We start from the raw sequence: 25,476 nt of genomic DNA on the forward strand, positions 1-25,476 counted from the left end.
CTCTTGAGTTTAAATTAATCAGTAACGTTACGGATACAGTAAGGTAAATGTTGTTGTGGCGGTAAAGGTTCCAGGAGTCAATGGCCCAGTTCGGATTACATCCGCTTGAAAATAAGATTCAAAATTATTAGTCGGTGTAGATGCGGCATCGATAATGTTAAACTCAGTACCTACTCCATATTTTTTTACATATGCGTTATATAAAATTCGAACTCCGACTCCGCTTGCCGTCCCAGTGGTGGCTAAAGCATATTCATTTGACGCGACTGTGGTTCCGTCAAAACGCAACTTAACACTGCCTTTAGCGAGACATTGAAACGGAATAGAGAATGTTCTTCTTGCTGCAACACTACCTACACCGGGTAAATCAGACGCTTTAATATTACCAAAATCGACATTGGTATCAGGGGTTAAAACAGTACAAGCATTATCGTAAACTAATCTTGTACCGCCTTTTATACCAAATTGAAAGGGAGTCGTATGTCTATCGTTAGCAATAGTGTGGCGATGAATCCAAAAACGACCTAGGTCAATTTGTGGCGTTGTGACAGCACCTACATGACTTCCTGTGGTAACTAAACGAAGACGAGGTTCAAATCTAAAATCAATATCTCTGGAATACCCAGAGCTTGGTGACCAGCTTGGCTGCCAAGGGAAGTTATAAAAACCTGAAAGCCCTCCAGCCCCAGAACCTCTTACCTGTATTTGTACGCCGACACCTTCGATCCCCGTTTCATAAACGGGTCCTCCTGTAAAATCAAACTCTTTAGGCATTAATAGGTATTCAGTCGCATCATAGGCCTGGCTTTGGTATCGACAACTAAATACAGTTTGTAATCCTAGTGGTATCCAATTAGTGATTATTTGGGGATAAACTGAAGGTGGGGGCATTTTTATTACCCCAGTGCCGCCAGACATATCAATATGAGTTTCAGTCCAGTTTTCAGTGCAGATAGGCGGAACACCAGCAGCAAGAGTATGGGTACTAAAAAGAATACCTACAAGAGAGGATAAAAATAATAGCCACTTCCAAGGCTCTCGAAGGGAGGGGTGCCTACTAGGTTTATTTGTTTTTGTAGTTAAAGTAACACTACGGCTTTGAACATTCATATATCCATCCTCACGCTGACTAAACTAACTTGCTGGCAAAGTAACATCCTAATTATCTCATAGTTTTTTTTTAAAACTCTGGAGATGGCGGTTATCGCTTGCTAATAATAATTATTAATTCTTATTAAAAGGGTTAGCGTTTGTTTTTTAAGGTGAAAGGTTGTTTTTTTAGATGGTGGATTTGTTTCTAAAATTTAGAAAGACTGATGGGGATACAAATGTATTAAAATGTTTGTTTATGAATTAAAAGTGTCCTTTTAACATCACAAGTTATTGAATGTAAACTACTTGATTTTATGGTGGCACTTAAAGCAAATCAGTAGTTGTATTTAAATTAAATTTCTACAAATTTAATGGGGGTATTAAATTTGATGTCTTATCTGTATACCAAAATCGTCGAGAGTTTTTCAAAAAAGGCAGAAATTCGCCAAAAAATGTTTTTGTTAAGGCATAATCGTTTTATTGTCCCCACATTAGCTGCTTTATCTAAGGTGTATTGTGGGCAGATTAGATTGAATAAAGAGAATATGAATGCCTTTTTTATCGCAAGTTGAACAAAGCTTATTCCAAGGTGGATTAACATTAGATGGTTTACAAGATTATTTAAGCATTATTCACCAACATCAAATTGACTTTTCAGACCTTTATTTTCAGGGGAGCCGTCACGAATCTTGGGTATTAGAAGACGGTATTATCAAAGAAGGCAGTTTTCACATCGAACGGGGTGTGGGAGTGCGTGCTATTACGGGTGAAAAAACCGGTTTCGCCTATGCCGATGAAATTACCCCCGCAGCATTAGATGCCGCAGCAAGAGCTGCAAGAGGCATTGCCGTTTCAGGCCAGCAGCATCAAGTTAAAGCCTTTAGCCGTGCAGATTCCATTAAGCTTTATGATAGTGCGGACCCCATTGCTGCAATGGACGAAACCACCAAAATTAATTTATTAAAACAAGCAGACGCTTATATTCGCAGTTTAGACTCTCGGGTTATTCAAGTGGTTGTTAGCTTGTCTGGTGTTCATGAAGAAATATTAGTCGCTGCCAGTGACGGTACACTCGCCGCAGATGTGCGCCCGCTAGTTCGTTTTAACTGCAGTGTTATTTTAGAAGAAAATGGCAAGCGCGAACGTGGCAGCGCAGGCGGTGGTGGCCGACATGATTACAGTCGCTTTTTAACCACAGATGATGCTGGACTGCCCATCAGTTTTGAATTTGCCCGTGAAGCAGTAAGACAAGCCCAAGTGAACATCAATGCCATTGATGCTCCGGCAGGTGAAATGCCCGTTGTATTGGGTAGTGGTTGGCCAGGTGTGTTATTACATGAAGCAGTTGGGCATGGATTAGAAGGTGATTTTAATCGTAAAGGCAGTAGTGCGTTTAGCGGTAAAGTGGGCCAACCTGTTGCATCAAGTTTAGTCACAGTCATTGACGATGGTACTATAAATGATCGCCGTGGCTCACTGAGCATAGACGATGAAGGCGTGCCGACTCAACGGACTACCCTTATTGAAAAGGGTGTTTTAAAAGGCTACATGCAAGATAAGCTCAATGCGCGTTTAATGGGACAAACATCAACAGGTAATGGCCGTCGTGAATCTTATGCGCATTTACCGATGCCTAGAATGACCAATACTTACATGGAAGCGGGCGAGTCTGATCCAGCCGACATTATCAAGTCCGTTAAACAAGGCATTTACGCGCCTAATTTTGGTGGCGGTCAAGTTGATATCACTTCGGGTAAATTTGTATTTTCAGCTTCTGAAGCATACTTGATTGAAAATGGTGAAGTCACTCAAGCTATCAAAGGCGCTACCCTTATAGGTAATGGCCCCGAAGCCATGAGCCAAATATCAATGGTAGGCAATGACCTTGCTTTAGATAAAGGTGTCGGGGTGTGTGGTAAAGATGGTCAAAGCGTGCCTGTTGGCGTTGGCCAGCCGACCCTGAGGTTAGATCGTTTAACAGTAGGTGGAACCGCGTAACATATTAAAATTATTGCTAATCTTAATATGAATTACAAAATGGGTATATGAGCTGTTAGCTGTGAGGTTCAGTACCCATTTTAAAACCACTAAATAATGATGACCTTATAAAGTGATATTCAATTAATCAATATTTGATTGTTGAACGTATAATCGGCTTAATCATAATTAAGCAAAATTAGTGACAATTACCGAGTTAAAAATAACTAAAATAAATCGAATATAATGCCAATAATCAGTTAGTCAGTTATACTTCATATAATTATTAGAGTAAAAGCTCTACATGGTGATGAACGACATGGAACAAAAGATTAATCTGACACATAATAGTGAAAATCTATCATGTAATCCGCCTATTGGGCGCTCAAGACTATTGGCTCGGGTGATACTTCCTTTAGCCTTAATATCATTGCCGTTACAGGCTACAGCCCCCTTAGAACCAACGCATTCAGAACCCATTGCAAAAGTGAACTTTGCACAGGCTTGGCAAACGGTTTTGAATGTCAGCAATACACTTCAAGCTAAACAACAACAGGTTAACCGTGCCTTAGCCAAACAAGATGCTGGTAAGTCACTTAATTATCCTTCAATTGATTTAACGGGTTCGTATACTCATTTAGAAAAACCGATAGAGTTAGATTTAAGGGATCTTAACCCACTGGCGGCTATTGATCCGGCACAATTACCACCGGCTTTAGGGCAGGCAATTGGCGCAATACCTGGGTCGTTATTTGTGACTCCATTTACCGAGCAAGATGTATTTCGTTCTAGTTTACAAGCGATGTGGCCAATTTATACTGGCGGCAAAATTACTGCTGCTCAAGGTATTCAAGCTGCTCAAGTCGTTGAGCAAGAACAGCAATTGGCATTAAGCCAACGTGACTTATTTTCTCAACTAGTTGAGCGTTATTATGGCGTTGCCGTCACTGCAGCACTAACGGAAACCCAATACCAGTTAGTTGAGTCGTTAACTTTACATGCAGATCATGCAAAAAAACTTGAGCAACAAGGGCAAATTGCAAAAGTAGAACGCTTAAATGCACAGGTCGCATTAGAAAATGCCAAAGTGAATTGGACCAGCGCAAAACGTCAGCATGAGATGACTCAAATTGCCTTAGCTAGTATGTTGAATCAGCGTCAAGTTCAGCCAGCTTCGTCGTTATTTACCCTTCAACAACAACCCACATTATCTCGTTTTAATCAGTTAACAATCACAACCCATCCAGCATTAAAGTTATTAGAAGCTAAGGAAGTGCAAGCCAATGGGCTGGTGGATTTAGAAAAAGGCGGATATTACCCTACGGTGTTCTTATACGGTAATTACACCCTTTATAAAGATGACAGCCTATTTTCGCAAATAGAGCCTGATTGGATGGTTGGTGTTGGAGTTAAAGTGCCCTTACTTAGCCGTGACGGTCATAGCGGTAAAGTACAAGCTGCTAAAAGCGCATTATTACAAGCAAGGCATACTAAGGCGCAAACTCAACAAGATTTAAGCTTGTTAGTTGAGCAGCAATACCGACAAATGATGCAAGCATTAGAAGAAATAAATGCCTTAAACACTTCATTAGCACTGGCGCAAGAAAACTTGAAATTAAGAGAGTTGGCATTTAATCAAGGCTTATCAACTTCAATTGACCGAGTGGATGCTGAGTTAAAGCTAGCTGCAGTGAAGACTCAGCAGTTAGGGGCGAAATATCGTTATATTCAAACCTATGCCAAGCTCATGGCCGTGAGTGGTCAAATAGATGAATTTATTAACCGTACTAATATGCAAATGACACATCAGGAGCCAACCCATGCGAGCCAATAAATTAGTTGCCGTTGTTGCGTTTTGTTTTTTGGCGGTATTTTTAGCCTATGGGTTATGGTTAGCGTACACCCCAAAACCTCAAACCTTACAAGGGCAAATTGAAGCACGAGAATACAATGTGTCCTCTAAAGTCCCTGGGCGAGTTGAGCAAGTTATGGTGCGTACCGGTGATAAAGTTGACCAAGGTGACTTACTTTTTGCCATAAGTAGCCCAGAATTAGACGCAAAATTAATGCAAGCTGAAGGTGGCCGTGATGCGGCTAAAGCCTTACAAACTGAAGCGCAAAATGGTGCCAGACAGCAAGAGATCACCGCAGCTCAAGAGCAATGGCGTAAAGCACAAGCCGCGGCTAAGTTGATGGAAAAAACCTATCAACGAGTAGAAAATTTATTTTCTGAAGGCGTAGTTGCCAGACAAAAACGCGACGAAGCCTACACTCAATGGCAAGCGGCAAAATACACCGAGCAAGCCGCGTTAGCCATGTACCAAATGGCGCAAGAAGGGGCTCGAGTAGAAACGAAAGCCGCCGCTGCAGGTAACGCAAGAATGGCCGAAGGAGCGGTTAAAGAAGTCAGTGCTATTTTGGCAGACAGCCAAATGCGCTCGCCTATTAGCGCAGAGGTGAGTGAAGTCTTGTTGCAAGCAGGAGAGCTCGCGCCAAGTGGTTTTCCTGTGGTGAGTTTAATTGACATGCAAGATGCATGGGCTATTTTGCAAGTGCGTGAAGACCAATTAGCAGACTTTAAAAAAGGCCAAGAAGTGACCTTAACGATTCCTGCCTTAAATCAAAGCCATCAATTTGTTGTGGGCCATGTGAGTGTTATGGGGCATTTTGCCACGTGGCGTTCCACTGAAAGTGGCCACGATTTTGATATGCGCACCTTTAAAGTTGAACTGACACCTAAGCAACCTATTGCAGATTTACGTGTAGGTATGTCGGTGTTATATCAATATAGCGTCGAGTAAATACCGTGAGTATTATCGCTTACGTAAAACAGGAATGGGCAGCATTATGGCAATCACCTTGGCAAGTTGCCTTAGTGAGCTATATTCCTATAGTGAGTATTTTATGTTTGTGGTGGTTATTTAGTGCGGGGTTACCCAAACAGTTACCCGTGGCGGTGGTTGACCAAGATAACAGCCAAATATCAAGAATGCTGACTCGGCAAATGACCGCTAACTCAGTAATTAGCGTAGAATCTTATGCCGACCTCACCCAAGCACAGGATGCGATGCGCCAAGCGAGTGTTTATGCAGTTGTCGTGATCCCGCACCAATTCAAACAACAGCTAATAACAGGTCGTTCCCCCACAATTGATATCCGTTATAACAGCCAATATTTATTAGTGGGTAAATTACTTTCGAGCCAAATTCAAATGAGTTTAGGGGCTGGATTATTAAAAACTGCGGCGCAAAAACTGCTGCTGTCTGGGGTTAATCACGCCAGTGTGGCAGTGAATTTATCACCCGTATCTAGCCAAACTACAGCGTTATTTAATCGTAATAACAATTATGTGGGTTTTTTAGTTCCGCCGGTGTTAATTGCGTTGTGGCAGCTTTTGGCGATGATGATTTTTACCAATGCGCTTAATCGAGAGCTGATAACTCAGCAAAACCAAGTGTTGTTACCTCACGATTTGTGGGTAAGAGTGCTGGCAAAATGTATGGTATTTCTACCTATCATGTTATTACACAGCAGCTTTATTTTAGTGTTGTTATATCAATATTTAAGCTTGCCTCATGCTGGTGAAGTTGGGGTGCTGGTGGTATCACAGGCGGTCATGTTGTTGGCATTATGGCTATTGGTGACGTTGATTTTCTTAATAATGAAAGAGCCTGCCCGCTGCGTGAGTTTTTGCACCGCTTTATTTGCTCCTGCGTTTGCTTTTATGGGTATCACTTTTCCAATTAATGAAATGCCGACGATTGCTCAGTATTGGCGCTTAGTCATGCCATCAAGTCATTATATCGACACTCACGTAAATGTAATCAGTTATGGCGCTGATCCCCTTGAAGTGATTGGCCAGTTAGTCTCTTATTGGATGTTTTTACCTTTAATACCTGTGGTGGTAGTTTTATGGCTTAAGGCTAATAAAACGCCATTATCAGCAGAGAATACTAACTTCAGTAGCCGTGCTATTCAGCAAATTACAGAGGAGGATAAATGAGCTTGTTACAACTGTATTTTGCTGAATGGCGAGCATTATTAGCTGACAAAGCCATTGTGGTCACTTTGTTTGGCGGCGTGGTGTTTTATTCAGTGCTTTATCCTTTACCTTATTTAAACCAAGTGCCGACGGAGCAAACCGTAGTGGTGGTTGATCATGACAATTCTTCGTTAAGCCGTAAGCTTATTCGACATGCTGATGCTAGCCCGAAAATTCAAATAGTTTCCCATGCAACCAATATTGATGAAGCCAAACACCTGATTCAACAAGGGCATGCTCATGGTTTGTTGGTCATCCCTAGCGGGTTTAGACGTAATTTAATGTTAGGCAAAGGCGCCACATTAAGTTATGGCGGTGATGCCAGTTACTTTTTAATTTATTCCGCGGTGGCTGAAGGGCTGGTGGAAGCAGGTATGGATGCTAGCAAGCAAGTGCAATTGGTTGGGTTATTAGCTAGAGGAGAAAACCCAGCTATGGCTCAAAAAAGTCTAAGCCCTGTGAACCTGAATGCCGTGCCTGTTTTTAACCCCAGTTTGGGTTATACGCCTTATGTTGTGCCTGGATTATTTTTATTAATTTTGCATCAAACTTTATTAATAGGTACCGGCATTTTAGGGGCGGGGCAGTGGCGAAATAAAGGCTATTGGCTAGAGGTAAAACCGTTGAAACTACTGTCAGTTAGGCTAGCTATGTTTACCAGTTTATATCTGTTGTTTGCTAGCTTCTATATTGGCTACTGTTTTTATGCTTATCAAGTGAGTATGTTGGGCTCTTTTATTGAAACCGTTTTACTGATATTGCCATTTTTATTAGCCACTGGCGCGGTGGGGGTTGCATTAAGTTGCTTGTTTGTTCGCCGCGATATTCCCACCCAAATTTATTTATTGTCTTCTATGCCTATTCTATTTGTGGCGGGGTTTGTTTGGCCTACTGCATTGATCCCTGAGCCGTTAGTCGTGATATCACAAATTATACCGGCCATTCCGGCAATGAATGCCATGTTGAAGTTAAATCAAATGGGGGCTGGTTGGTCTGCAATTTTAAGCCACTGGATACAATTATGGGGCATTTTTGCACTGGCCTGTTTGCTGGCTTGGTGGGGAATTAAGCATCGCCAATCAGAAGCTGAAAGTATCAACCAATAAATAAGCTGAAAAAGAACATAAAAAATAGGCAACTAACCGGGTTAACTGCCTATGACTTATGGATTATTTACGCTTGTCTGTCGTTGTTGGTCATCTTCCAAATGATTACACTCCAGTTTCAGTGGCATTAATGGCTGACTCTAAACGGCTAAGGTTGTCTGAATAGATAGCTTCATCACTGACTTTAGCAGCCTTTCTGAAGTCTTCTAGTGCGCCTAGGTTGTCATTAGCTAATAACTTCATTACAGCACGGTTATTATAAGCATAGGCTTTTAAGTCAACATCAGGTGCAGCTATGGCATATCGTGCAGTTTTCACCGCATCAGTACAGGCTTTTTTAGCTTCATCTAGTTTCGATAAACGAGTATAACCGACACACAAATTAAGGTTTCGGGTATAGCTATCAATTTCATGTTTACTCGCAGCGCGGGTAATTGCTACGCCTTCTGAAACATTACCAGATTGTAAAGCATCAACTCCTGGAGTGTTTTCAATGACTACCATTTTATAAGGTGAAGTTTCGATAACATCAGCAGAAGCACTTGTTGCCGTTAATGCTAATAGGCTGGTTGCAATTAATTTCGATAAGTTTGATTTAGTCATGTCTCTATCCCTTTATGAGTAGTAGCACTTGCTACACGCCTAATTTAGGAAAATCATTCATTGCTGACAAACGAGAAAAATTGCTGCAATAGTTGAAATAAATTCACTTATGCCTAGCAGCCTCATTAAATGACTAGTTTCCATTAACCGAGGTGGTGTTTGAACTTGTCTACAATCCACTCAATTAATAATTGCACTTCTCTTGTGGGAGTTTCTGTTTGATGGTTGATCAAATAGTATCTGTCATGGCTGGTTAGGCTTTGATCAAATAATCGAATGAGGTTTTGGTTATCAAACCACGTCTGACTAATCGGCAAGGGAATGAGTGCAATTCCAATACCCTGTTCAGCCGCTCTGGCAACACTAAACATACTGTCTAATTGAATAATCTGTTGTGGTTTAAACTCATCAAAACCAATATTTTCTGCCCATTGGTGCCAAGCGTAAGGTCTAGCTTTATGCAAAATGAGAGGGGTTTCGCTTAGGGCTGAATACCCTTTATGAACAATGTGTTGATACAGATTTTTATTGCAAGCTGGAACATACTCTAAAGGAAATAAATCATAGGCGTGAGGTTGGTTGTGCCTTTTACCCGATAACACAATGGACAAGTCAGTATTGGTTTGCTGTTCACTGCGACTTTTAATGGTATCAAGCTTCAAATTAATGTTGGGATACTTAGATGACCAGCCAATTAACTGTGGCACAAATAACTCGCTAGCAAAAAACTCCGGCATTGAAATACTTACTTCTAGCGGTATTTGGGTTTGATTAAACTCACTAACGGTGTCACAAAGCTGGGTCATTAATGGTGCAATACGTTGGTAAAATTGTTGCCCAGTTTCTGACAAAGTAATTGCGCGAGTTTGACGAATAAACAACGGTTGTTGAAGATGCTCTTCAAGTTGCTTTATTTGATGACTAACTGCAGATGGGGTTAAAAATAACCGTTTAGCGGTTTCTTTAAAACTTAAACACTCAGCGGCAACGCAAAAACAGCGTAGCCCCCTTAACGACGTGTGCAAAGGTAGCATGAAATACTCTACTGGTTATGGAGACTATTTAGCTAAGCAAGGCCTGAGCCAAGTGTTGTACATTATTTTTCAATGGCTTACGAAGTGGTTGTGTTAAAGCTCTATAAAATAGTGCACTGATTGTTGTCAGTGCACCATTTTGGTGCAAAAAGGCGGTTATTGTTCAATTTCGCTGCGCAAATATTTAAACAATTCTTTTGCTGACTTTGACTGCTCTATTTGCTGCTCGGCCATTTTAGACAGTTCTTTATTAGTTTGACGGACTAATTGACGCAGCTTTTGTCTATCTAAGTGTGGATGTTCATCCAATAACATTTGAATTTCAGTGTCGCCATCAGCTAATAAACGGTCACGTAATTTCTCAAAAATCTGCACTTTTGCCGCTTCATTATTGTTTTTATTGAGCACCTTATCCAATGCAGCTTGAATGGGTTCATGGTCATAACCACGCATAAGCTTGCCAATATATTGCAAGTGGCGGCGGTAGGCTTCCGTTTTTTGTTTAATCGATTTGGTTTTTAACACCGCATCATATAGAAACTCATCTAGTTCTAACTTGTCTAATTGGCTTTTACTCAGTGCAATTAAACGTAACCCTAGAGCCTGCGCTTCTTCACTTTCTTTTTTAAACTCAGTACGACTGACGTAGTCTTCATCGTTATCATAGGGTTGCTGAAAGTGCTCAGAATCACCAACAATTTTCATAATCTTAAAACCTCAAATAAATATCTGCTAATGATAGCATTTTTTTGACTATTGTAGCGTGTAAAAAAAGTTATCAGGCAGTGGTTATCAATCATTATGTGAATTTGCTATGCTAGCGCTAATTTAAGCCATTTAAGAGATTATTTGTGACTTCTGAAAAAGCACCTACAGCCACTATAGATAGTGAGTTACCGACACTAAAAAACGCCGTGAGTACGGCATTAGAGTACGCTAAAGAATTGGGCTCGTCATCTGCAGAAGTGGCGATTAGTAAGCAACAAGGATTATCGGTATCAACACGCAATAAAGAAGTTGAAACCGTTGAGTTTAATAAAGATGGTGCATTAGGTATTACGGTATATCGTGATGGCCGCAAGGGTAATTCATCTACGTCAGACTTATCTGCTGAAGCGATTCGCCAAGCTGTTAAAGCCGCTGATGATATTGCTAAGTATACCTCTCAAGATCCTTTTAGTGGCTTAGCTGATGCTGCATTAATGGCGCAACATATTCAGGACTTGCAGTTATTTCACCCTGAGAACTTAACCGCTGAAGATCTTGCAACATTAGCAATTTCTGCGGAAGAAGCTTGTTTATCCACTGACAAGCGGATTAAAAGTTCTGATGGTGCCACCGCTAATGCCCACTCAACCGCGAAAGTGTATGGCAATAGTCATGGTTTTTTAAATGGTTATTCGAGTACCCGTTATAGTTTAAGCTGCGTAGCCATTGGTGAAGAGTCTGACGGAAATATGCAGCGAGATTATGACTATACCGTGGCGCGTAAATTTGCAGATTTATTAAGTGCTCAAGAAGTGGGAATTAAAGCCGCTCATAAAACGGTTGACCGTTTAGATGCACGCAAAATTGCTACCGCAAAATTACCGGTATTATTTGCTCCAGAAATTGCCACAGGGTTAATGGGTCACTTAATTGGGGCAATTAGTGGCAGTAGTTTATACCGTAAATCGAGCTTTTTATTAGATGCTATCGACACGCAAATATTCCCTGAATGGTTCAATATTGAAGAGCAACCTCATTTATTGGGTGCGCTAGCATCTGCTAACTACGACAGTGAAGGTGTCGCGACTCAAGACAGAAAAATCATTGAAAATGGCCACTTAGCGACTTATCTATTAACCAGTTATTCAGCCCGTAAATTAGGCCTTAACAATACCGGCCATGCCGGTGGAATTTATAACTGGACGTTAAGCCATACTAACCAAACCTTTGCTGAGTTAATTAAAGCTATGGGAACAGGATTAATTGTCACTGAAGTTATGGGACAAGGGGTTAATCCGGTGACCGGAGATTATTCTCGTGGCGCAGCTGGTTTTTATGTTGAGAATGGCCAAGTGCTTTACCCTGTTGAAGAAATTACCATAGCCGGTAATTTAAAAGACATGTTTATGGGCATTCAAGGGGTAGCAAAAGATCGCGACTTACGCTCTTCTATTCGCACTGGGGGTATTTTACTCAGCGAAATGAAGATAGCAGGTAATTAACTCTTGGTTTTAAAGCTGCTTAACTAATTAAAAAAAAGCCCGCTGCAAGTCATTACAGCGGGCTTTTTAATGTCTTTAACCTTTAAGCTTTAACCAAGGGGATTCACATTTACCCCTGAGTAGCAAACTCATAACGACTGATATGATGGTAAATTTCACCGGGTAATAACCATGCTTTACCTGGCAGATGTGGCTGATTGGGTGAATCTGGCAGCAACTGTGGTTCAATGCACACCGCTTGATGATCGTTCAATGCCTGTTGTTTTTTACCCACTACACCTTGTAAAAAGTTAGCGCCATATAACTGAACGCCAGGTTGATTAGTGTAAACCGTCATACTAATACCGCTGTGTGGGCTTGAAAGCTGGCCAAAACGTTGTAAATCATTATTAGGGTTATCCATCACATAACAGTGATCAAATCCATTGGTTGCCGCCAGTGCTGCGCGCTCAGTTTGCACCGCCATTGGTGTAGGGGATGATAAATCTAAATCTGACCCTGCCGTTGCTGCAATGCTTTTAGGTATACCCACATCATTCATAGTTAAGTACTGTGTAGCATCGACTTGAATTATATGGTGTTGATTGGTTTGGCTGCCGTCTAGGTTAAAGTAGCTATGTTGGGTTAAATTAACAGGGCAGGCTTTGTCGGTGGTGGCTAATATTTCAACGTATAAATTGTTGCCCACTAACCGGTAATCAAGTTGTACATGACAATTACCTGGAAATCCCATATCACCCTCAGGGCTCATTAAAGTTAGTCTAACCCCGTCATTTGTGGTGCCCAGCTGCCATTGTTTGCGGTTAAAGCCTTGTTCACCGCCATGTAAGCAATTTGTCGCCTGATTGACACTCAGTTGGTATTCTTGACCTGCAAATTGCATTTTACCGTTGGCGATACGGTTAGCGAATCGACCCGCTATCGCGCCTAAGTGAGCCGACTGAGCAAGGTAGTCTTCAATATTGTCACATCCGAGCACAACATTCTGGCGTTCACCTTTGTTATTGGGCACCCATAATGACCGAATAATGCCGCCTAGGCTTAATACTTCTACAGCGATAGTACCGTTGTCTAAACGAATACGTTCAACTTCACCGCCTCGGGGATCTTGCCAAGATTCAAGCACACTAAATCTTACCATTAGGGCCTCACATGTTCATTTATGGGTTAATTATCAGGAAATTCTACTGGCGCCAGAGCTCGCAGAGCATAAGTACACTTTTGCTTCTAAGCCTGACTGGCTGAGATATTCTTGTTCAACTAAGTTAATAACATCATCGGTTAACTCATGTTCAATCAATGCAATAACACAACCGTCACTCATGCGAATTCCACCACGGGCCCCCACTTTTTTTGAAAGCATCGACACTAATAAGTCGACTTCAGTAAATACCACTTCAAAATCGTCTTTCAAAGACTGGTGTGATTGCGCCATTAATTCACTAAAACGGGCAATGTCACCTTGCTGGATAGCACGGGCGGCTTTGCTGGTGCGTTCATTTTCAGTAATCACATGTCGAGCTCGTCTAAATTGCTCTTCAGTCAGGCTAGCTTGCTGCTGGTTTAATTGATGCAATGATAAATCACGTAATGAATCTAGGCCTAAAAGATGAGTGATAAGCGCGCACTGGTTTTTGCGCATCTCATATACCATCGTGAATTCTTTACGGTTCATGTTGGGCGCAATAACTATCAGGCTGAGGTTTTCAGGTATCAGTACCTCTTCGCTTTCAAGTTCAAGACAGTCAATTAACAATGCGTGGTCTTCAATGGCCAACGCACTGATCATTTGATCCATCATGCCGCAATCTAAACGCATGTGCTGGCTTTCGCCTCTATGGGCTAGTAGCGCAATCGCTAATGGCGATAAATGCAGTTGACTGGCGTAACTAATGGCGGTGCCAAAGGCGACTTCTAATGCGGCTGAAGATGACAAGCCCGCGCCTAGTGGCACGTTACCTACAATCGCCAAATCAAGACCTTTCGCTTGAAGTCCTGACTGGTACATCGCCGCGGTGACACTTTTTAAATAGTTAACCCAATCATTGTCACAAGAAACGTCGGCTTCTTCGCCAAACTTCCACTGTTTTATTTGTCCAGGAAACGCATCCGTTACGGCTCTGAATAAATTATCTTCACGATGTTTAACCGCAATGACCGTATTAAAGTTAATGGCCACAGGCAGTGCTAAACCTTCGTTATAGTCTGTGTGTTCACCAATAATATTCACCCGCCCTGGTGCTTGGTATAAATCATCCGCTTGAGTGCCAAAAGTTTGCACAAACAACTTCGTTGCCCGTTGAGCTGGGTTAGACATGCTGCAATTGTTTCCAGAAAAAGTGATTAAGTTATTACTTTGATTTATAACACGACTTTACACTTGCTGTAACTGTGAATTTACAAGCAAAGTGCAAATTAAATTTACACATATATAAACAAAAACGCCTCGTAAAGATACGAGGCGTTTGATTAACCCGTTAAACCCTCAAATGAACAAGGATGGCTCAAGTATTTATGGCGCGACTGTTTGCTGAGATTGTTTTTCAGCTCTATTGGCTTTTTCTTGAGGTTCATCAAGGAGTTCAGTAATTACATGGTCAACAAAACCTGCACCCGCTGCTTCATAAAGGTTGTACGCGGTGTTCACTCCTGCAGCCTTTAACGCCTCTGCATCTTCAGGATACTGAACGATGGCACTTATTTTTCCTTCATAATTAAGTTTTTTAAGTTGTTCTATCGCAAACAAATTACCTACATGGTTAGGAATCGCCAGTAGTACTAATTCTAAGTTTGGAGCGCGCTCAAGTTTCTCCCAAAAATCAGTATCGCCTGCATCACCTTGTACCACGTTACGGCCTTCAGTTAGGTGAAAATCGACCACTTCTTTTTTATGTTCAATACCTAAAATTTCACCGTCAAAACGTAACCGTAATTCATCATATGCTCCACTACCAATGCGTCCCATACCAAAAATAAGGAATCTAGGATTACCAATTTTTATTTGCCTGTCTTCTGGGTGAAGCGGGTGTTTCTCTAACTTAGTTAACCGAGCTTGGAAACGCTGGTAAATTTTCCCCACACTAGTGTTTAAGGGGGCGGCAAATAAAAAGCTGATGCTTAACGCCACTGCAATAATAATTAGCCAGGACGCTGGTAACCAACCTTTATAGGCAGCAACAGATGCGACAATCAAACCAAATTCACTGTAGTTACCTAGGTTAAATGACGCCAATAAAGCAGTACGAGAACGTAACTTGAAACGCGTTAGTAGGTACAGGAATAGTCCAATTTTTACTGGAACTAGCAAGACTAAAAATACCGCTAAACCAATATCTGACCAAGATGGTAATCCGTTTAAGCCAATGGTTAAAAAGAACGCCACTAAAAACAGTTCTTTAAAGTAGTACATTGATTTGGCAAGTTCTGATGACTTTGGATGGCTGGCTAACAAAATACCAATAATCAATGCCCCTAAATCGGGTTTTAGGCCAACGGCTTCGAACAACCATGCACCGACAACTAATGCCATTACCAAGCCAAAAAGCACCAGCATTTCACTGTGACCGACTTTATCAAAAACTTTGTAAATAATGGGTTTGGCTAAGGGTAATAATAATAAACCTAACGCCCAAACAGACGGAATATCACCTTTTGATATGGTTAAAAACAGCACGGCAAAGATATCTTGCATAATCAAAATACCAATGGCGACCCGACCATATAACGACTTCATATCGCCTTTATCTTCAATCACTTTGACGGCAAAAACAGTACTGGAGAAACTTAAGGCAAAAGAAATCAGCAACAGTTGATTAAGGCTGTAACCTTCAAGTTGCTCTAAGCCGATAAAGCCTAACAGTTTTAAAATAGGGATAAAAAAGACAATAGAACCAATTAAATGAATGCTAGAAGTTGCCCAAACCTCGGCTTTAAACAAGCTCTTAATATCAAGTTTTAAGCCGATAGAGAATAGTAGTAGTGTCACCCCTAAGGTGGCCAGTTGTTCTAGCAATGGCAAACTGGCGTCTTCGATACCTAATGTAAACAGGACAAATCCAGCCGCAAGATAACCAATCAGAGGAGGCAAGCCCACTTTGCTCACAAGCAGTCCACACAGCAAGGTAATTATTAAAATGGCCGGTTCCATAGTGCTCCATAAGTTCGAGAAAAGTTAACACTTAAGGGGTATTGTATAAGAATTTTTTACCTTTGGGTAAAGATATAAATATAGGGGGTTTCTAACAAAAAATCTATTAGGTATAAAAAAAGCGACTTTTTATAAAAAGCCGCTTGATTTAATTAGTTTATTTTACAATAAATTATTCTTTAATCAGTAAATCTAAGTGATTTGCAAAATCTTTTGGCCCCATAAAGCCGGTTACACGTAAATCGTCACGAATATCAGCATTTTTATCAAACATTAATAAAGTGGGTAAACCTAAAACCCCATAATGCTCAAGTAACTCAATATCAATGGCATCACTTTTAGTGACGTCAGCTTGTAACAGCACCATTTGATCCATACGTTCCATCACAGCAGGGTCAGTGAAGGTAATCGCTTCAAATTCTTTACACGCCACACACCAGTCAGCGTATAAATCAACCATCACGGTTTTACCGTTTACACTGGCTTTATCTAGCTCAAGCTCTAAATCGGCAAGAGACTTAATGCGAATGAACTCTGGGTGCGCTTTTGGGCTAACGTTTTGCCCAGACGCCGAAGTTAAGCTAGGTGCTTGATGGCCCATTGCGCCCATAAGTGCTTGTAAACCGTATGAGAAACTGGCTAATAAGCCCAGCAACAATAAAACGCTACGTACTGTTTGCTTCCAGTTAAACTGAGTTAATTTATTTTGGTGCATTAGGTAACCAATTAAACCAATACCCCAAGCTGCCCATAATAAATCAGAGACTAAGCCAACCCAAATTCGGCCAATCATCATAATTGACACTGAAATTAGCAAGAAGCCGAAGATGGTTTTGATAATATCCATCCATGCACCCGCACGAGGTAATATTTTACCGCCTGATGTGCCAAGCACTAATAGTGGTACACCCATGCCCATACTTAATACATACAAGGCTAAAAAGCCTTGTAGTAAGTCACCACTTTGAGCAACATAAATAAGCGCTCCTGATAACGGCGCTGTGGTGCAAGGTGAGGCAACTAAGCCTGAAATTACCCCCATTAAGAATACGCCAACTAAGTTGCCACCTTTTTGGTTATTAGACAGGGTATTCATTTTCTCTTGCCACTTAGAAGGCAGCTTAAGATCATACAGGCCGAACATCGACAAACTTAATAGCACAAACATAATGGCTAAAAAGATTAAAATGGCCGGGTGTTGCAGCGCAGCTTGAAATTTCATTCCTGCGCTGGCAACGACTAAACCTAATAAAGAGTAGGTGATCGCCATACCTTGTACATAAGCCATTGATAAGGTGAATGCCTTCGCGGTAGACAACTTTTGGCCTTGGCCGACAATAATGCCCGACAAGATGGGATACATTGGGAATACACAAGGGGTCAGTGCTAAGCCAATGCCTAAACCAAAGAAAATCAACAGTGTCCAAAATAGGCTATCGTTGGCCAGCATTTGGCTTAATGTATCTTGCTGCGTAATGGGTGCAGCATTGGGTTGCTCAGATGCTGTAGCGTTTGCTGTTTCAGAGGTTGCAGGCGCACCAATCACCTTTTTAGGGCTAGCCACTTTGCCATCATTGGCCGCCACTTCAGTTAAAATGACGTCACGGGTAGTGGGTGGATAACATAATGTGCCTTCCGCACAGCCCATAAAGGTGACTTTAAAAGTAGCTTCTTTACCAGCTTCTTTTATGCCCACAGGGATTTCAATAAATGAATAGTAAACTTCTTGCTCACCAAAATATTCGTCATGATGACTTTTACCGCGAGGCAATTGAATATCGCCAATCTCCGCCCCATCGGCTTTAAAGGTTAATTTGTCGCGGTACATATAGTAACCGTCAGCAATAACCCAGCTGATTTTTAATTGATTGCCTTGTTGTTCAAAATCAAATGAGAATGCCTCATTGACCGGCAATAATTCTGGCTCGTTACTTAAAAAATCAAAATTACTTTTACTGAATAAGCCGTTGCTATGTGCTATTGGTGCAACAGCAATTGTCGACGCCAACAGTAAAGACGTTAAAATAAAGGCGAATATTTTTTTCATGATTGAGTGGTTTCTTTTATCCATGTTAAATAAGGCGCTAACCCATGGGTGATAGGTGTGGCGATTAACTCTGGTACTTCATATGGGTGTAGTTGGATCAGTAATTGCTCGATGGCGTGATACTGACAAGCTAAACATTTTATCTGTAACTGCACTTCCGTTGACTGGCAAACCTCATCTTCCCATATGTAAGTTGAAGTGATTTCAGCGCTAACTTGCACACATGCTGCTAACTTGTGCTCAACTAATTGTTTGGCAATAATGTTAGCAGATGCTGCATCAGGGCAGCTGGATAGTATCAATAAAAAATCTGGCGTCATTGTATCTCTTTTAACTTAGCGTTGGCTTAAGTTGCAACCTTTGGTTAAAAATCATTTTGGTGTATTTCATTTATGCCAAAGTTGGAATGTAAACCGTCAATCGGCTTACTGTACGATTTTTAGCAGTAGATTTCACGGTTATGTTTGATATTCGTGACGTCTCTTGAAAATAGACCGGATAAACCCCATATAGTTTTCATCTATTAAGGATTATTTGTCATTTATGCTTTGTTGCTGTGTAACAAAATATGTTTCAAATAGTCTTTTAACCACCGAGGTTCACATGTTTTTAATCTTATTGTTAGTGTTTATTATTGTACCCGCCATGGAACTGTCGGTATTAATTCAAGTAGGCGATGCACTGGGTGTGTGGCCCACTATTGGCTTAGTGTTTTTTACCGCAATTGTTGGAGTGTCATTAGTGAGAAGCCAAGGGCTGCACACATTAATGACCGTGCAGAAAAAGCTGGCAAGAGGTGAAGCACCTGGCCAAGAAATTGTTGAAGGTATGATGCTCGCCGCTGCTGGGGTGTTATTGCTTATTCCTGGGTTTGTCACTGACTTTATTGGCTTATTGTTGTTAACTCCTATCACCCGTAGCCCTATTGCGGCTTATATGTATAAACGTATGCAGTTACAAGTAGTGGCGAATGGGCGCTTTAACGGTGGTTTTGGTCAACCAGGACAAAATCCATTTGGCAGTGGTAACCCGTTTGATAATCAAGGTAATACTTTTGACGGTGACTTTGAGCGCAAGCAAGATCCACAGCCTCGCTCGCATCATATTGAAGCAGACAAAGATATTATTGAAGGGGATGTTGAACGCCCCACCAACAAGCCAGAAGATGACAAACGTTAATTGGTTAATCTTATCGATATAAAAATGCGCTTAGTCTGTTAAACAGGTAAGCGCATTTTTGTTTATTTAAGGCCGCTAAATCGGCGAATTAACTATGGTGTTTCTTGCCTAAAAGTTGCCGATTAATAAGGTTTTTTCATTGGCCAACGAACAGGTTTGGCGGTTGTTACTTGCGTGATCGGTTAACACATCACAACTGTCTTTGATCTCAATAATATTTTCATTAATGTTTTTTATCATGCAACTTTGTTGTTCAATCGCGGTAGAAATAGCGGTTGCCATGCGGTGAATTGACTCGGCTTCATTTATCACATCGGTTAACACTTTACTTGAACGGCTAACCTCATCCAAATTAGTTAAACTGACATCTTTACAAACGCTAACATCTGTAAAAGCTTGTTCTGTGAGGTTTTGCAATTCACCAATAATTTGAGTGATTTGAACTGTGGACTCTTGTGTGCGTGCCGCTAAAGAGCGAACCTCATCAGCCACAACCGAAAAGCCTCTCCCAGACTCTCCAGCCCGAGCAGCCTCAATGGCGGCGTTTAACGCCAGTAAATTTGTTTGCTCGGCGATTCCTTGAATTTCCCCAATAAAGTTATTAATGCTTTGCGCTTTAATTTTTAATACTTCAATGTCTTTTGCTGACTTCACTAAGCTATCAGCATTCTCACTAAACTTGGTTTGCATTTTTTCAAGTTGCTCTTTGCCATCATCAACAAAGCCAGAGATTTGCTTTGTGGTTTCGGCGGTACTGTGAGAGCTTTGAACAATTTCGTCTACTGAATATTCAAGCTCTGTGGAGGCGGTGGCGACAGCATCACACTTTTGAGCCTGTAATTGTAATTGTTCTTCACTGAGTATGGCTTTTTGCTCAACCTCTTTGGTGACTTGACGTAATTCGGTCATTGATTGGTTAATTTGTTCAGCAAACATGATGAACTTATTAATTGCATCAACAATAGTGCCAAACTCATCATCGGCATGTTTAGATAACCGCTGTGAAAAGGCTTTTTGGTTGATAATATTATTGAGTTGTTCAACCGCCTCGGTAATCGGTTTTCTGATATTTTGGCTGAGCTTAGCAATAGCTATAATGAGTACTGCTGAGATAACCAAAAACAATAGCAATGAAATGCCAAATGAAATTAAGTGTTGTTGCTCAATGTATTGGTTAACATGTTCAGTGGCTTGTTTTAATTGCGCTTCAGCTTCATGAGTCGCGGCACGCATGTTGCCTTTTATACCCGTTTTAGGGGTTAAGCCTATTTGAGTATTCAAATCAACGTAAGCATCCATCGCTGATAGATAATTTGATAACAAGGCTACGGAGTCTGGTGAATAGGATAACAATTGGGTTAATTTATCTGCTTCAGCATGCAGTCTTTGAATATATTTGTCATTTTGACGCAGCATATAGTCTTTTTCATGACGTCGAATCATTAATTTAGAAATAAGCTCGGCACTATTATTATGTTCATCCAATATGGCTTCTAGTTGATGAGTCGCTGCTCTAAGTTGGCCATAAACTCCGCTTTTCTCGTCAACGCCTTGCCGTTGTACGGTATCAACTAATTGTTCGAAAAAGCGCTGATAAGTGGCAAAGTTTTTAATTAAAGACTGTTTGTCCAAAATTTTACTTTCAACATCTAGTTGCTCAATTTTTGATGACATCAGCTGATAGTTTTGATGAAATTTATCTAAATACTTTTGGTCTTTTCTGAGCAAATAATCTTTTTCATTTCGACGTAATTGCAACGCCAAAATGTTGATATCAAGAATGTTACTTTTTAGACCGTTTAATGATTCATGTTTGACTGAAAAATAAAATGAGAAAACAAGCAGAAACAACAAGCCAGTAGTCACAGCAGTAATAAGAATAATGAGCTTTTTACGCAAGGTGATGTTTGAGTCGAACATCCTTGCCCCCTACAATATAATTTTTCCTTAAGTTAATTCAGCATAGTAGGAAATGGCTTAAAATCAATTTAGTAGCAGTGGTAGTAAGGTGGAATGAAAGTGCAATGTTAAGGGTTATGGTTTACGTCCAAGCCAATAAGCGTGAATGATGCTGAACAGCCAGTTACCGGCAAATAACCATGTTACCCAAATCACCCAAGTATCACCGTTTTGGGTGATTTGGGTGACTTGCTGATAAATAGCGTAATACTCCAGCGGAATTTCACCCGCAACAATTTTATCTGCTACAACCTGAGCTTGGTCAATGGTGTATTTGAATATGGCAATTAAACTCACCAGCGACACGATAATAAACCCGATACCAGGCCACTTTTTTCCTAACCACATTTGGCCGCTGCCCGGACAAATTAATGCCGACATCATTGCAGCTTTTAATGAACGAGTAATGCTAGGTGTTTGAGAAGAGGCGTGATGTTCAGTCATATAATGTCAAACCATGAGTTAGTGAAGCGCACTCAATCAGTTTAGGATAACTTTCTAGTCAACCACAATAGGGGGTGAATAAGGTTTCATCTTTGGCTCTGAAATTTTTGTCGCCAAAACATAACAGGCAATACCCATTATGGTATTAGTGATGGGTAAAGCGAGCATCAGCCCTTTAACCCCACCTAGATATGAACCTAACGCCGCTAACGGCAGCATTAATAACACCAAACGACATAAGTTGATGACTAGCGAGCTAAGTGGCCTATGGTAAGCATTTAGGCTATTGGCAACAATAATCACTATTCCTAATGGCCCATAAGCCGCAGGCAACGCAATAATATAAAAACACAGCCATTCTACCACCACAGGGTCGTTGGAAAATTGGCTGGCAATAGTCGGTGCAAAAAAGTACATCGGAATATACAACAGGGTTTGAAACGCCAATATAAACCATAATGATGATAACAAAGCCGTTTTTGCCCGTTGAGTTTGCCCTGCGCCAAGGTTTTGTGCAATAAACGGGATTAAACTTGAAGACAGCGCCATAACCACTAAAAGCAGTACCGACTCTATTCGCATCCCCGCCCCAAATGCTGCCACTCCAGCGTGATCAATTCTGGCTAACATGGCCATTAAAATGCCATTGGCGATGGGGTTTATGACATTCATCAAAGCCGCAGGACGAGCAATATGCGCTAATGAACGCCAATTTTCTACCATTCTGCTAGTAACAAACTCAGCGCGATGTAACAACTTACGTTTGAATATCAGTAATCGCCCAGAAAGTCCTAAAGCAATAAACCACGATATTGTGGTGGCAATAGCCGCCCCTTGAACTTCAAGACGAGGAAAAGGGCCAATACCAAAAATAAGCAATGGATCTAATATCAAGTTAACTATGGCGGCCAACATCATAATTTTCGCGGGAGACCGAGCATCGCCTGTTGCTCTTAATGCTTGATTGCCCACCATCAAAAGGACTAAGCAAGGCGCGCCTAAATACCACCACAACATATAGTCATGAATAAAAGGTAAGCTAGTATGATTAGCGCCAAGCAGGGTAAATAAAGGGTCAATAACGGCTAAACCGAGAACACATAACGACAAAATGATGCCGCTGGTCAGTATGAAGGTATCGAATAAAAACACCTTGGCTTTGTCGGCGTTGCCTGAGCCAATTAATCTGCCTAAATTGGTTGATACTCCAGCACCAATACCAATAGCAAAACTGGCAATAATTAAGGTAACTGGAAAAGTAAAACTCACCGCAGCTAAAGGTTCAGTGCCAAGCTGGCCAATGAAATAGATATCCACTAAGCTGCCACCCAGAATGGTTAAAATACCAATCAGGTTTGGAAGGGTCATATTAAATAAAACACGACCAATTGGTTCACTTAGCAACCCATGTTTATCTTTCATGTACACGTCGTTCGATTCAGAGGACGCGAATTCTACCAGATATTATGAGGATTTATAAAACCGACATAAAAATTCTAGATTTTTTTTATCTGAGCCCTTGGAACTGTGATCTATTACCCCCATATAACTTCCATCAAAGGCAAAAGCCTTTATTCATAAACAGCCTCGATATTTGGGCATCAAATCATTAGGAGAGTTCATAGATGAATATTCGTCCATTACATGACCGAGTAATTGTTAAGCGTTTAGAAGTTGAAACAACTTCAGCTGGTGGCATCGTACTGACTGGCAGCGCGGCAGAAAAATCAACTCGTGGCGAAATTCTTGCTGTAGGTAACGGTCGTCTTTTAGAAAATGGCACTGTTAAGCCTCTTGACGTAAAAGTGGGCGACGTTGTTATTTTTAACGAAGGCTACGGCGTGAAAAAAGAAAAAATTGATGGGGAAGAAGTATTAATCCTATCAGAAGCTGACCTGATGGCTGTTGTAGGCTAAGCCTCCAGAATCATTAGACTTTCCACTTAAACAATTTATTTTAAAGGAACATCAACAATGGCAGCAAAAGAAGTTAAATTTGGTAATGACGCACGCGTAAAAATGCTAGCGGGCGTTAACGTTCTAGCAAACGCAGTAAAAGTAACATTAGGCCCTAAAGGTCGTAACGTTGTTTTAGACAAAAGCTTTGGCGCACCGCTAATCACTAAAGACGGCGTATCAGTAGCAAAAGAAATCGAACTAGAAGATAAGTTTGAAAACATGGGCGCACAAATGGTCAAAGAAGTTGCTTCTAAAGCCAATGATGCAGCCGGTGACGGTACAACAACTGCAACAGTACTTGCACAAGCCATTGTAACTGAAGGCTTAAAAGCTGTTGCCGCTGGTATGAACCCAATGGATCTGAAGCGCGGTATCGACAAAGCCGTTATTGCTGCTGTTGCTGAGTTAAAAACATTATCACAAGAATGTAGCGACACTAAAGCGATTGCTCAGGTAGGTACTATCTCTGCTAACTCTGATGAATCAATCGGTGAAATCATTGCAACTGCAATGGAAAAAGTGGGCAAAGAAGGTGTTATCACTGTTGAAGAAGGCCAAGCGCTAGAAAACGAATTAGACGTTGTTGAAGGTATGCAGTTTGACCGTGGTTACTTATCACCATACTTCATCAACAAGCCAGAAACTGGCAGCGTTGAGCTAGACAGCCCATTCATTCTGTTAGTAGACAAAAAAATCTCTAACATCCGTGAATTATTACCATTGCTTGAAGCGTTAGCGAAAACAGGCAAGCCATTAATGATCATCGCTGAAGATGTTGAAGGCGAAGCCTTAGCAACGCTTGTTGTAAACAACATGCGCGGTATTGTTAAAGTAGCAGCGGTTAAAGCCCCAGGTTTTGGTGACCGTCGTAAAGCGATGCTACAAGACATCGCAATCTTAACTGGCGGTACTGTTATTGCTGAAGAAATTGGCCTAGAGCTTGAAAAAGCCACCCTAGAAGATTTAGGTACAGCAAAACGCGTTGTTATCACTAAAGATAACACCACAATCATTGATGGTACTGGTGAACAAACTCAAATTTCTGCACGTGTTGCTCAAATCAAGCAACAAGTTGAAGAGTCAACTTCTGACTACGACAAAGAAAAGCTACAAGAGCGTATGGCTAAGTTAGCTGGCGGTGTTGCAGTCATTAAAGTGGGCGCAGCCACTGAAGTTGAAATGAAAGAGAAAAAAGCTCGCGTAGAAGATGCACTACACGCAACCCGTGCTGCAGTAGAAGAAGGCGTTGTTGCAGGTGGTGGTGTTGCTCTAGTTCGTGTAGCAAGCAAAATTAAAGATGTTGAAGTGATTAACGAAGACCAAAAGCACGGTGTAACTATTGCGCTACGTGCAATGGAAGCGCCACTTCGTCAAATTGCGACTAACGCAGGTGAAGAAGCATCAGTTGTAGCAAACACCGTTAAAAACGGCGAAGGCAACTTTGGTTACAACGCAGGTAACGACACTTATGGTGACATGTTAGAAATGGGTATCCTAGACCCAACTAAAGTAACCCGTAGTGCATTACAGTTTGCTTCATCAATTGCAGGCTTAATGATCACCACCGAAGCTATGGTTGGTGAAATCCCACAAGAAGCGCCAGCGGCTCCAGATATGGGCGGCATGGGTGGAATGGGCGGAATGGGCGGCATGATGTAGTCTTAGCTGGTTAAAATTC

Annotated in this window: 21 protein-coding genes; 9 read left to right on the forward strand and 12 right to left on the reverse strand. The window is 41.2% G+C overall.

Features of this window, described 5'->3' with window-relative positions:
* Positions 1 to 27: 27 nt before the first annotated feature.
* Positions 28 to 1,110, reverse strand: coding sequence for a fimbrial protein (locus L2672_RS05325; RefSeq protein ID WP_248994798.1), 1,083 nt, complete (start codon positions 1,108 to 1,110; stop codon positions 28 to 30).
* Positions 1,111 to 1,641: 531 nt separating this feature from the next.
* Between L2672_RS05325 and tldD the strand changes: the two genes are divergently transcribed.
* From tldD to L2672_RS05350, 5 genes are all read left to right on the forward strand, one after another.
* A complete protein-coding gene (gene tldD, locus L2672_RS05330; RefSeq protein WP_248994799.1) occupies positions 1,642 to 3,090 on the forward strand; it encodes a metalloprotease TldD in 1,449 nt (482 codons plus the stop codon).
* A 298-nt stretch (positions 3,091 to 3,388) separates the two neighbouring features.
* Positions 3,389 to 4,903, forward strand: coding sequence for a TolC family protein (locus tag L2672_RS05335; RefSeq protein WP_248994800.1), 1,515 nt, complete (start codon positions 3,389 to 3,391; stop codon positions 4,901 to 4,903).
* Entirely contained in the window at positions 4,890 to 5,870 is a 981-nt protein-coding gene (locus tag L2672_RS05340) for an HlyD family secretion protein (protein WP_248994801.1), read from the forward strand. The genes L2672_RS05335 and L2672_RS05340 overlap by 14 nt, the downstream gene beginning before the upstream one ends.
* Positions 5,871 to 5,875: 5 nt before the next feature.
* Positions 5,876 to 7,072, forward strand: coding sequence for an ABC transporter permease (locus tag L2672_RS05345; protein ID WP_248994802.1), 1,197 nt, complete (start codon positions 5,876 to 5,878; stop codon positions 7,070 to 7,072).
* Positions 7,069 to 8,217 carry an ABC transporter permease gene (locus tag L2672_RS05350; protein WP_248994803.1) on the forward strand — a complete coding sequence of 383 codons (1,149 nt, stop codon included), beginning with the start codon at positions 7,069 to 7,071 and terminating at the stop codon, positions 8,215 to 8,217. Before L2672_RS05345 ends, L2672_RS05350 begins: the two co-directional genes overlap by 4 nt.
* A gap of 105 nt (positions 8,218 to 8,322) precedes the next feature.
* Here the strand turns inward: L2672_RS05350 and L2672_RS05355 are convergent, their stop codons facing one another.
* The 3 genes from L2672_RS05355 to yjgA form a co-directional block, all read right to left on the reverse strand.
* Positions 8,323 to 8,820: a hypothetical protein gene (locus L2672_RS05355; protein WP_248994804.1), complete on the reverse strand. Its 498-nt coding sequence runs from the start codon at positions 8,818 to 8,820 to the stop codon at positions 8,323 to 8,325.
* A 143-nt stretch (positions 8,821 to 8,963) separates the two neighbouring features.
* A complete protein-coding gene (locus L2672_RS05360) occupies positions 8,964 to 9,845 on the reverse strand; it encodes a LysR family transcriptional regulator (protein WP_248995101.1) in 882 nt (293 codons plus the stop codon).
* A gap of 165 nt (positions 9,846 to 10,010) precedes the next feature.
* Positions 10,011 to 10,559, reverse strand: a complete 549-nt coding sequence (gene yjgA / locus L2672_RS05365; protein ID WP_248994805.1) for a ribosome biogenesis factor YjgA — start codon at positions 10,557 to 10,559, stop codon at positions 10,011 to 10,013.
* A gap of 146 nt (positions 10,560 to 10,705) precedes the next feature.
* On the opposite strand from yjgA, the gene pmbA reads away from it, so the two are divergent.
* A complete protein-coding gene (pmbA, locus tag L2672_RS05370; RefSeq protein ID WP_248994806.1) occupies positions 10,706 to 12,064 on the forward strand; it encodes a metalloprotease PmbA in 1,359 nt (452 codons plus the stop codon).
* A 109-nt stretch (positions 12,065 to 12,173) separates the two neighbouring features.
* On the opposite strand, the gene L2672_RS05375 is transcribed toward pmbA, so the two are convergent.
* The 5 genes from L2672_RS05375 to cutA form a co-directional block, all read right to left on the reverse strand.
* Complete coding sequence (locus tag L2672_RS05375) at positions 12,174 to 13,205, reverse strand: aldose epimerase family protein (protein WP_248994807.1); 1,032 nt, start codon at positions 13,203 to 13,205, stop codon at positions 12,174 to 12,176.
* Between the two features lie 33 nt (positions 13,206 to 13,238).
* Positions 13,239 to 14,381 carry a galactokinase gene (gene galK, locus L2672_RS05380; RefSeq protein ID WP_248994808.1) on the reverse strand — a complete coding sequence of 381 codons (1,143 nt, stop codon included), beginning with the start codon at positions 14,379 to 14,381 and terminating at the stop codon, positions 13,239 to 13,241.
* Positions 14,382 to 14,576: 195 nt separating this feature from the next.
* A complete protein-coding gene (locus tag L2672_RS05385) occupies positions 14,577 to 16,211 on the reverse strand; it encodes a cation:proton antiporter family protein (protein WP_248994809.1) in 1,635 nt (544 codons plus the stop codon).
* Positions 16,212 to 16,383: 172 nt separating this feature from the next.
* On the reverse strand, positions 16,384 to 18,258 hold the full coding sequence (locus tag L2672_RS05390) for a protein-disulfide reductase DsbD (RefSeq protein ID WP_248994810.1): 1,875 nt from the start codon (positions 18,256 to 18,258) through the stop codon (positions 16,384 to 16,386).
* Positions 18,255 to 18,578: a divalent-cation tolerance protein CutA gene (cutA, locus tag L2672_RS05395; RefSeq protein ID WP_248994811.1), complete on the reverse strand. Its 324-nt coding sequence runs from the start codon at positions 18,576 to 18,578 to the stop codon at positions 18,255 to 18,257. The genes L2672_RS05390 and cutA overlap by 4 nt, the downstream gene beginning before the upstream one ends.
* A 283-nt stretch (positions 18,579 to 18,861) precedes the next feature.
* Here cutA and L2672_RS05400 point away from each other — a divergent pair, with 283 nt between their 5' ends.
* The gene (locus L2672_RS05400; protein WP_248994812.1) at positions 18,862 to 19,437 is read left to right on the forward strand and encodes an FxsA family protein; all 576 of its coding nucleotides are present in this window, start codon (positions 18,862 to 18,864) and stop codon (positions 19,435 to 19,437) included.
* 108 nt (positions 19,438 to 19,545) lie between these two features.
* Here the strand turns inward: L2672_RS05400 and L2672_RS05405 are convergent, their stop codons facing one another.
* From L2672_RS05405 to L2672_RS05415, 3 genes are all read right to left on the reverse strand, one after another.
* A complete protein-coding gene (locus L2672_RS05405) occupies positions 19,546 to 21,357 on the reverse strand; it encodes a methyl-accepting chemotaxis protein (protein WP_248994813.1) in 1,812 nt (603 codons plus the stop codon).
* Positions 21,358 to 21,471: 114 nt separating this feature from the next.
* On the reverse strand, positions 21,472 to 21,840 hold the full coding sequence (locus L2672_RS05410) for a hypothetical protein (RefSeq protein WP_248994814.1): 369 nt from the start codon (positions 21,838 to 21,840) through the stop codon (positions 21,472 to 21,474).
* Between the two features lie 54 nt (positions 21,841 to 21,894).
* Positions 21,895 to 23,262, reverse strand: coding sequence for an MATE family efflux transporter (locus L2672_RS05415; protein ID WP_248994815.1), 1,368 nt, complete (start codon positions 23,260 to 23,262; stop codon positions 21,895 to 21,897).
* Positions 23,263 to 23,465: 203 nt separating this feature from the next.
* Between L2672_RS05415 and L2672_RS05420 the strand changes: the two genes are divergently transcribed.
* Both L2672_RS05420 and groL read left to right on the forward strand, forming a co-directional pair.
* Positions 23,466 to 23,756: a co-chaperone GroES gene (locus L2672_RS05420; RefSeq protein ID WP_248994816.1), complete on the forward strand. Its 291-nt coding sequence runs from the start codon at positions 23,466 to 23,468 to the stop codon at positions 23,754 to 23,756.
* 57 nt (positions 23,757 to 23,813) lie between these two features.
* Entirely contained in the window at positions 23,814 to 25,457 is a 1,644-nt protein-coding gene (groL, locus tag L2672_RS05425) for a chaperonin GroEL (protein WP_248994817.1), read from the forward strand.
* Positions 25,458 to 25,476 lie beyond the last annotated feature (19 nt).

Source organism: Shewanella gaetbuli, from assembly GCF_023284065.1.
Lineage (GTDB): Bacteria > Pseudomonadota > Gammaproteobacteria > Enterobacterales > Shewanellaceae > Shewanella > Shewanella gaetbuli.

Bases quoted from the DNA above. Each gene is read 5' to 3' on its own strand.
- L2672_RS05325 (WP_248994798.1), bottom strand. From the start codon at position 1,110: ATGAATGTTCAAAGCCGTAGTGTTACTTTAACTACAAAAACAAATAAA.
- tldD (WP_248994799.1), top strand. From the start codon at position 1,642: ATGCCTTTTTTATCGCAAGTTGAACAAAGCTTATTCCAAGGTGGATTA.
- L2672_RS05335 (WP_248994800.1), top strand. From the start codon at position 3,389: ATGGAACAAAAGATTAATCTGACACATAATAGTGAAAATCTATCATGT.
- L2672_RS05340 (WP_248994801.1), top strand. From the start codon at position 4,890: ATGCGAGCCAATAAATTAGTTGCCGTTGTTGCGTTTTGTTTTTTGGCG.
- L2672_RS05350 (WP_248994803.1), top strand. From the start codon at position 7,069: ATGAGCTTGTTACAACTGTATTTTGCTGAATGGCGAGCATTATTAGCT.
- L2672_RS05355 (WP_248994804.1), bottom strand. From the start codon at position 8,820: ATGACTAAATCAAACTTATCGAAATTAATTGCAACCAGCCTATTAGCA.
- yjgA (WP_248994805.1), bottom strand. From the start codon at position 10,559: ATGAAAATTGTTGGTGATTCTGAGCACTTTCAGCAACCCTATGATAAC.
- L2672_RS05375 (WP_248994807.1), bottom strand. From the start codon at position 13,205: ATGGTAAGATTTAGTGTGCTTGAATCTTGGCAAGATCCCCGAGGCGGT.
- galK (WP_248994808.1), bottom strand. From the start codon at position 14,381: ATGTCTAACCCAGCTCAACGGGCAACGAAGTTGTTTGTGCAAACTTTT.
- L2672_RS05385 (WP_248994809.1), bottom strand. From the start codon at position 16,211: ATGGAACCGGCCATTTTAATAATTACCTTGCTGTGTGGACTGCTTGTG.
- L2672_RS05390 (WP_248994810.1), bottom strand. From the start codon at position 18,258: ATGAAAAAAATATTCGCCTTTATTTTAACGTCTTTACTGTTGGCGTCG.
- cutA (WP_248994811.1), bottom strand. From the start codon at position 18,578: ATGACGCCAGATTTTTTATTGATACTATCCAGCTGCCCTGATGCAGCA.
- L2672_RS05400 (WP_248994812.1), top strand. From the start codon at position 18,862: ATGTTTTTAATCTTATTGTTAGTGTTTATTATTGTACCCGCCATGGAA.
- L2672_RS05405 (WP_248994813.1), bottom strand. From the start codon at position 21,357: ATGTTCGACTCAAACATCACCTTGCGTAAAAAGCTCATTATTCTTATT.
- L2672_RS05410 (WP_248994814.1), bottom strand. From the start codon at position 21,840: ATGACTGAACATCACGCCTCTTCTCAAACACCTAGCATTACTCGTTCA.
- L2672_RS05415 (WP_248994815.1), bottom strand. From the start codon at position 23,262: ATGAAAGATAAACATGGGTTGCTAAGTGAACCAATTGGTCGTGTTTTA.
- L2672_RS05420 (WP_248994816.1), top strand. From the start codon at position 23,466: ATGAATATTCGTCCATTACATGACCGAGTAATTGTTAAGCGTTTAGAA.
- groL (WP_248994817.1), top strand. From the start codon at position 23,814: ATGGCAGCAAAAGAAGTTAAATTTGGTAATGACGCACGCGTAAAAATG.